Annotated in this window: 8 protein-coding genes; all 8 read right to left on the bottom strand. The window is 44.9% G+C overall.

Translation table 11 applies throughout. The features are described from left to right. A partial coding sequence (locus Xind_RS24065) for a transposase DNA-binding-containing protein (protein ID WP_187650072.1) occupies window positions 1-92 on the bottom strand: 92 nt, incomplete at its 3' end. 166 nt (window positions 93-258) lie between these two features. Further along, entirely contained in the window at window positions 259-786 is a 528-nt protein-coding gene (gene rraA, locus Xind_RS10920; RefSeq protein WP_187650070.1) for a ribonuclease E activity regulator RraA, read from the bottom strand. A gap of 108 nt (window positions 787-894) precedes the next feature. After that, on the bottom strand, window positions 895-1,812 hold the full coding sequence (locus Xind_RS10915; protein ID WP_047682645.1) for a 1,4-dihydroxy-2-naphthoate polyprenyltransferase: 918 nt from the start codon (window positions 1,810-1,812) through the stop codon (window positions 895-897). A 109-nt stretch (window positions 1,813-1,921) separates the two neighbouring features. After that, window positions 1,922-3,253 carry an HslU--HslV peptidase ATPase subunit gene (gene hslU, locus Xind_RS10910; RefSeq protein ID WP_047682642.1) on the bottom strand — a complete coding sequence of 444 codons (1,332 nt, stop codon included), beginning with the start codon at window positions 3,251-3,253 and terminating at the stop codon, window positions 1,922-1,924. 11 nt (window positions 3,254-3,264) lie between these two features. Then, on the bottom strand, window positions 3,265-3,795 hold the full coding sequence (gene hslV, locus Xind_RS10905) for an ATP-dependent protease subunit HslV (RefSeq protein ID WP_047682640.1): 531 nt from the start codon (window positions 3,793-3,795) through the stop codon (window positions 3,265-3,267). Window positions 3,796-3,922: 127 nt separating this feature from the next. Then, window positions 3,923-4,786, bottom strand: a complete 864-nt coding sequence (gene ftsN, locus Xind_RS10900) for a cell division protein FtsN (RefSeq protein WP_187650069.1) — start codon at window positions 4,784-4,786, stop codon at window positions 3,923-3,925. Between the two features lie 74 nt (window positions 4,787-4,860). Further along, window positions 4,861-5,886: a DNA-binding transcriptional regulator CytR gene (gene cytR, locus Xind_RS10895; protein ID WP_047682634.1), complete on the bottom strand. Its 1,026-nt coding sequence runs from the start codon at window positions 5,884-5,886 to the stop codon at window positions 4,861-4,863. Between the two features lie 305 nt (window positions 5,887-6,191). Beyond that, complete coding sequence (gene priA / locus Xind_RS10890; protein ID WP_187650068.1) at window positions 6,192-8,390, bottom strand: primosomal protein N'; 2,199 nt, start codon at window positions 8,388-8,390, stop codon at window positions 6,192-6,194. Between the last annotated feature and the right edge of the window lie 217 nt (window positions 8,391-8,607).

Raw genomic sequence — 8,607 nt, 5'->3', positions numbered from 1 at the left:
AGTTTGATCAGCCGCTTAGTGCGGCGGCTATCCCCTAAATCAGCATATTGAAAAGTGTCTTTTGCCCATTGCTCAGCATCTGTTGAAAACATCATACGTGACCTCAACGTAGTATTTCTTATTGAGATCAGCCAGGTAGAAAAAGGTTCAAAAAAATCCCTCGATTCAATCGAGGGATTTGTGTAGAAGAGACAGGATAACTACGCCCTTTTTTATATATCGTGGAGATTGATGATAGGGTATAGGTTTATGCGGATATTACATTTCATCATCATCATCATCATCATCATCATCGCTATCGTCATCCATCACCAGCGGAACTTCTGATAAGATCATCCCTGTATTATCTGCATAAAGATAATCACCAGAAAAGAAAGTTACGCCACCAAAATTCACCCTGATATCACTTTCTCCGATGCCTTCGCTGTTGGAACCAGCAGGGATAGCAGCCATTGCCTGAATGCCAATATCGAGCTCAGCAAGGTGATCTACCTGACGCACAGCACCGTAGACGACGATACCTTCCCATTCATTATTGACAGCAAGTTGAGCCAGCTCGGCATCGACAAGAGCCTTGCGTACCGATCCACCACCATCGACGAGCAAAATGTGTCCACGTCCGTGTTCTTCCAGTAAATCATAAAGCAATCCATTGTCTTCAAAGCATTTCACTGTGATGATTTGACCACCAAATGAAGTACGCCCACCAAAGTTGGAGAATAATGGCTCTACCACGTTTACATCTTCTTGATAGATATCACAAAGTTCGGAAGTATCATATTTCATGGGATTTACGTCTGGTTTATGCAAGGAGCGAACAGTATATCCTTTTAAGACCAGTGTTGGCAAAATCATCAATCTTAAAACGTGTGTATAAAATTGATATGTACTCGCCTAATTAAGTATCAATCCAATGGAAAACAGGATGTTAGTCAATAATGCAGCCTTGACCATTTGTACCAGCTTGGGGCGCATACCTTTGGCTGTTGGATCGTGCAGTACCTGTAACATATGCTGCAATAACAAGGGGAAAGCCAGCAAAAATAACCAATTATACCAATTGATTAGGTATAAGAGGGTAAAGAGGACAAAGCAGAGCATAGCACCTGTAAGCAGTGTTGCATGGTAGTAGCGGGCTTTTTTTCCACCTAGCCTGACCGCTAGTGTATTTTTACCGTTTTGGCGATCTGTTTCGATATCACGCAAATTATTAATATTCAACACTGCCACGGAGAGTAAGCCACAGGCTGTTGCGGGCAGAATGGTGTCCAGAGAAAAAGTATTGGTTTGCAGATAGTAAGTACCAAGGACACTGAGCCAACCAAAGAAAATAAGGACGGAAAGGTCACCCAACCCCATATAACCATACGGTTTAGTGCCTACCGTATAAGTAATCGCAGCGATGATCGCCAGTAACCCCAGGCCCAGAAAACCGATAATATCGCTTGGGCTATGACAAGCAACGATAATGAGAGAAATTCCTGAGAGACAAGAGAGCAACACGGTAATTTTTAATGCGGCTTTCATTTGTTGTGCTGTGATCAAGCCCTTTTGCATACCGCGCATTGGGCCGATGCGTTTTTCGGTATCACTACCTTTGGTGACATCACCATAATCATTGGCAAGATTGGACAGAATTTGTAGCAGGGAGGCGGTTAATAAGGCCAGCAACGCCACCGACCATTTGAAATGACCCGCCCATGATGCAAGGGCAGATCCGGTCATAATGGCTGCTACAGCAAGTGGAAGAGTTTTGAGGCGTAAGCTTTCCAGCCATGCCTGTATCTGATTACCCGTTGTTATTGAACTCATATTGCTATCAAGCATTTCAGTGTAATAGATTTTGGTTTAAGAAAAAGAGAAATGGGAGGTAAGCCTCCCATTCCATTTTTTACTGCTGTTGAATCAGGCTCTAAACCGATTATAAGATAAAACGGCTCAGATCTTCATCAGCTACCAGCTCATCTAAGTGTGTTTTGACATAGTCAGCATTGATTTCAACAGATTGGCCCTGACATTCGCTGGCTTCGAAAGAGATATCTTCCATCATGCGTTCAAGCACAGTGTGCAAACGGCGGGCACCAATATTTTCAGTAGTCTCATTAACTTGCCATGCAGCTTCTGCAATTCTGCGAATACCGTCAGCGGTGAACTCAATATTCATACCTTCAGTGGCCATCAATGCTCTGTATTGTTCTGTCAGTGAAGCATTCGGCTCAGTCAGGATGCGCTCAAAGTCTTCAGTTGTCAGCGCCTGCAATTCAACACGGATAGGCAGACGTCCTTGTAACTCTGGGATCAAATCAGAAGGGCTGGCAACCTGGAATGCGCCTGAAGCGATAAATAGAATGTGGTCAGTTTTTACCATACCGTGTTTGGTGGAGACAGTACAGCCTTCAACCAATGGCAATAGGTCACGCTGAACGCCTTCGCGAGAAACATCCGGGCCGGAGCTTTGACCACGTTTACATATTTTATCGATTTCATCAATAAAGACGATACCGTGCTGTTCAACTGCATCAATTGCCTGCTGTTTCAACTCTTCAGGGTTAACCAGTTTCGCAGCTTCTTCTTCCACCAGCAGTTTGAACGCATCTTTGATCTTCAGCTTACGACTTTTTTGACGCTGACCAGCCAGGTTTTGGAACATAGACTGTAATTGATTGGTCATCTCTTCCATACCCGGAGGTGCCATGATTTCAACACCAACAGGAGCAGCAGCAACTTCGATCTCGATTTCTTTATCATCCAGTTGGCCTTCACGCAGTTTCTTGCGGAATGTCTGGCGGGTTGAGGATTGCTCTGGTTGAGCTTCAGGTTGTCCCCAGTTATTTTTTGCTGGTGGCAACAGAACGTCCAGAATACGCTCTTCAGCCAGTTCTTCGGCACGGTGGCGGTTTTTCTCAATGGATTGCAGGCGAACCATTTTCACGGCAGCGTCAGTCAGATCACGAATAATGGAATCAACTTCTTTACCGACATAACCGACTTCAGTGAATTTTGTTGCTTCAACTTTGATAAAAGGTGCATTGGCCAGTTTTGCCAGACGACGGGCGATTTCGGTTTTACCAACACCGGTTGGGCCAATCATCAGAATATTTTTCGGAGTTACTTCGTAACGCAGTGATTCATCCAACTGCATACGACGCCAGCGGTTACGCAGCGCAATGGCAACAGCACGCTTTGCTTTATCCTGACCGATGATATGATTGTCAAGTTCGCTGACAATTTCGCGAGGAGTCATTTCAGACATACTATCTATCCTTACGCTTTTGAGGGTAATTCTTCGAAGTTATGATTTTGGTTGGTGTAGATACAGATATCGCCAGCGATAGTCAGGGCGCGTTCTGCGATTTCCCGGGCGCTGAGTTCGGTGGTTTCCAGCATTGCGCGGGCTGCTGCTTGTGCATATGAGCCACCGGAGCCAATAGCGATAAGATCATTTTCTGGCTGAATCACATCACCATTACCTGTAATAATCAGAGAGGTATTTTCATCTGCAACGGCAAGCAAGGCTTCCAGCTTGCGGAGCATTCTGTCTGTCCGCCAATCTTTAGCTAGTTCAACTGCTGCTTTAGTCAAATGCCCTTGATGCATTTCGAGCTTACGTTCAAACAGCTCAAACAGGGTGAAGGCATCTGCAGTACCGCCGGCAAAACCCGCTATGACTTTGTCATTATAAAGGCGGCGTACTTTACGGACATTGCCTTTCATAACGGTATGACCCATTGTTGCTTGTCCATCACCACCGATGACAACTTGGCCATTACGGCGAACACTTACGATTGTAGTCACGAGTTAGCCCCTGGTTAAAAAATAGAAGATGGCACACACGGTACTTTGGCTGACAATGCCACGATTATTTATCTAAAGCACCGTATGTTCGTTATTAGAGATCAAGATGGGGGAATTTTTTGATTTTTCAACCCCCAGCAGGGCGGAGAATACAGTTGGAAATCCCCGTATTGGCAATGCGATTGCGCATTTTTTCCGCACTATCTTTGCTCTTATACGGTCCCACTACAACCCGATTCCAACTGTCTTTTATTGTAATCTTACTCTCAATACCGACCAACGCGAGGCTGGCACGGACGGACTCTGCCTGCTCTATAGTACGGAATGAACCACATTGTAGCATTAATCTGGATTCATTTAGCGTTGTCTTTGACTTACTGGTCTCATTGGAAGTTTGAGACCGAGGTATTTGAGTCTGAGGCATTTGAGTTTGAGGTGATTGAAATTGCACCGATGGCTTATTCTCCTGTTGAAGCACAGGATTTTGCTGTGGAGTATATTCTGGCGATGGTTTTTGTACTGGTGGATTCACAAGAACGCGTGAGCGAGGAACTGGCTCACTGTTATAGGGTACTTCAGCCAATTGTGTTGGTGGCTGGCGCATATCTGCCTTCATTTGTTCAAGTAATTGGCGCTGTTCTGGTGTCAGTTCCGTTGGGCTGTTGTTCTGTTGATTAGGGATTGAAGAGGGTTCCTGCATTGATGGCAGACCAACAGGTCGATTTTCCAGCTCCTTGATATAACTCCAGCGTTCTTCTGGTTTTGGTGGCAAACCATGGCTTTTAGGTTGGTGAGTGATTGGTGGTGTATCTTGTACACTTCCATTTTTAGTATGTACGATGAAATAAAGTCCACCAATGAATGTGACCACCAAAGCGACGGCGATAGCTAATGTCGTTTTAGGTAGTCCTTGAGCCTGATTTTTTTTCTTACCAGTACCTTTCCGACGGGGATTGGAATGCCCGCGACTCACATAATCTCGTTGTGCCACTGTGTTTAATTCGCTGAGTTATTTAAAAAATTAAGGAGTAGATACCTAATGTTACTGAACATGTAGTTATTTGCCTAGCTTTTAGGCGAACAAGTACTCTCACGAATAAGCAATTCTGCATCTAATAATCGTGAACCTTTCGAAACCATACGGCCCTGGAGCTGTTCCAGCAACAAAAGCATTGCGTTATGCCCAATTTCATAACATGGCTGTGCTACAGTTGTCAGCGGTGGTTCGCTGTATTGCGCCATGTTGATATTATCAAAACCAACAATGGACAGGTCTTCTGGTAATTTTAATCCCATTTTTTTAGCTTGCCACATTGCACCAATTGCCATGACATCACTGTGGCAGAAAATGGCGCTGGGAGGTTCTGGCAGGGTCAGCAAGGTTTCTACTGATTCAGCACCACTTTCATGGGTGAAATCACCTCTGACTATATATTCATCACGGATAGGAACGCCGGTACGACGTAATGCCTGAATATAACCTTGAAGCCGATATTGGCACAGTGGCATTGTATCTGGTCCGGTGATACAGGCGATGCGTTTGTGCCCGATTTTTTGCAGGTGATGGGTGGCATTGAAAGCGGAGGTCAGATTATCGATATGGACAGTAGGAAGCCCTAGTTCAGGTGCAAATTCATTGGCCATCACCATGGGAGGCATATTTTTCTGTTCTTCTTTAGAGACATCGAAAGGAACATTTGAGCCCAGTAAGATCATGCCATCAATGCGTTTGGTAATGAGAAGATTGATAAAAGCATGTTCTTGCTGTTGTTGGTGTTTGCAGTCACCGATCAGAACCAGATAACCATGTTTTGCCGCAGTTTCTTCAATGCCGCGGATACTTTCATTGAAGAAAGGATCGCTGATATTGGGAACGATAACCAGGATGGCTCTGGACTCATTTCTCCTCAAATTCTTGGCGAGATTATGCGGATAGTAACCCACTTCCAGTACAGCATTTTCGACTTTCTGGCGGGTGTGCGCAGAAACTTTATCAGGATTCATAAGCGTTCTTGATACAGTTGCAGTAGAAACTCCCGCTACTTTGGCGACATCTTTCATTGTCGCTAATGCGCAATTCTTTTTTTCCATAGTTCACTCCTCATGTTCTATAGGTAGCGAAACGATTGTTATCCGAAATGAAAGTAAAAAAATCGAAAGTAAAAAAACGCCAGTTATTCCTGTGGGGAAGCACTGGCGGCTCGTTTTCTACAGTCTTATTAATAAATTCATTTTAAACCGATTAACAGTTCAACCCGTTACTTTGTTTACATAAAAAATGTGATATACATCATTTCTTAGAGCTACTTCGCAAATTAAGGAAATAATTGCCACTGTTTTTTCATAGACTTCTGTTCAATTTGGAGTTTTTACTGCAATAATCAATTGCTTTTTTATCAACCTTCTGTGGGATCAACATCAATATTCCATTTTACTTTACGTGCTTGTGGCAACGCTGTGATGTGTGGGTAGAGCTCTGCCATCATTTTTTGTAGAAAAATGCGCGAAGGGTGTTGCACCAGTAATTGCCAACGATATCGGCCACCCCGTTTGGCCTGTAATGCGGGAACTGGTCCCATAATCCATACATGTTCATCATATTGTGGATGATATTCAAACAGTTGGCGCATTTGTTGCAAAAAAGCAGGCGCCTGCTGATTATCGTGATCTTCCGACCGTAGCATGATATGGCTGACAAAAGGGGGCAGAAGTGCTTGCCGGCGCTCTTCCATTGCCTGCTGAGCAAATGCGTCATAGCCTTTCTCCAGCAACACCTGTAAAAGTGGATGTTCTGGATGGTGAGTCTGAAGTACAACTTCTCCGCGTTTGCCTGCTCGTCCTGCTCGACCGGAAACTTGAGTATACAATTGTGCAAACCGTTCAGCCGCACGGAAATCAGCAGAAAACAGGGCACCATCGACATCCAATAAAGCGACTAGTGTGACATCAGGAAAATGGTGGCCTTTTGCCAACATTTGAGTGCCGATCAAAATACGGGCACCACCCTGATGAATATCAGCGAGTTGTTGTTCCAGTGCTCCTTTGCGATTGGTCGTGTCTCTGTCGATACGGGTAACCGGAACGTCAGGAAACAGTTGAGTAATGCCATCTTCAAGTTGCTCAGTACCTAGCCCCACAGGGATGAGATGTGTCGTCCCGCATTGGGGGCATTGACGAGGAATGGGTCGCTGGCTATCACAGTGATGGCAGCGCAGATAGCGATGATTCTGATGCAGGGTATAGTAGTGATCACAACGCTGGCATTCGGCTATCCAGCCACATTCATGGCACAGCAGGGCAGGGGAATAACCACGGCGGTTCAGAAATAGGATGACTTGATTATCTGCTTGCAAATGTTTGCCAATGCGGTTAACGAGAGGTTGAGATAAACCGACGGTCAGCGGCAATCCTTTCATATCCAGCAGGTGTTGGGTTGCTGGCATGGCATGACCGGCTCGTTTCGTCAAAGTAAGTTGTTTGTATTTTCCATGTCTTACATTAAATAGTGTTTCCAGTGCTGGTGTTGCTGTTCCCAGAATGATAGGAATTTTCTCTTTTTTGGCGCGGAAGACCGCCAGATCACGAGCGTGATAGCGCCAGCCATCTTGTTGTTTATAAGAATTATCATGCTCTTCATCAATGATGATGACACCTAAGTGAGCGAAGGGAGTGAACAGTGCAGAACGCGTACCGATGACAATGGCGTTTTCTCCTCGTTTTGCTCTTAACCATACCGATAACCGTTCACTGTCATTTAAGGCGGAATGCAGAACATCAACGGGCGCGTTGAAACGCTCTCTGAACCTGCGGATAGTCTGGGGAGTCAGACCAATTTCGGGAACTAAGATCAGTGCTTGTTTTCCCTGTGTCAAAATGTTTTCCAGAACACTCAGGTATACTTCGGTTTTACCTGAGCCAGTGATGCCGGCAAGTAACCAGGGAGAAAAAGTATGATCTTCTGCGCGAACGGCTCCAATTGCGGTGGCTTGCTCTGTATTGAGTTTTAGCCGTTCCCCGATGATGCGAAAATGTTCATGCCAATTTTCAGTTTCCGGTTGTACCGGATGTAAATTAATTAATCCCTTTTTTTTCAGTGATTGCAATGCACTTTCACTCAATTCTAATTCAGGGACTTGATGGCGATAAATGGATGTTTGGCGCAATTTAGCTAAAGCTTGTTGCTGTTTGGTGGAGCGTTTAAGTTGTTCAAGAGGCAATTCACGGCCTGCTTCTGTCACTTGCCATTGCCAGAGAGGGGAGAATTCTGCGGGTTTACCTTGTCGTAGCAAAACAGGCATGGCATGAAAAAGGACTTCGCCAAGTGGATAGTGATAATAGCAGGCAGACCATAGGAGCAACTGCCAAAGATCCTCAGAAAAAAGTGGCGATTCATCAAGCAGTTCAGTAATCGGTTTGAGTTGCTCAAGGGGAAAATCGCTGTTGTCTGCAATCCCTGTAACTACACCTATTGCATTGCGTTTGCCAAATGGCACACGTACCCGGATCCCATGGGCGGGGATCGGCAATCTTTCAGGTAACAGATAATCAAAAGAGCGAGCTAAAGGGACAGGTAAAGCAACCTGAACAACGGTCATAAGGCGATTTCCGAATGATGATTAATGGCAAGACTAAAGCAACATATAATGACAAAGAGTATCATAGCAAATCAGTGGATTTCATTGCGCAATAAAACGATATTCTGTATGATTCGCCGCCTTTGGTATGAAAATTACCGAACTTATTTTAATCAACACGACGTGTGGTGTCTGGCGGCTATAGGGCTGGATAGCGACACGGCCTTAACAGAGGTTT

Origin of the sequence: Xenorhabdus indica (assembly GCF_014467235.1) — a bacterium.
GTDB lineage: Bacteria > Pseudomonadota > Gammaproteobacteria > Enterobacterales > Enterobacteriaceae > Xenorhabdus > Xenorhabdus indica.
This window is presented reverse-complemented; position numbering and strand designations above follow the sequence as displayed.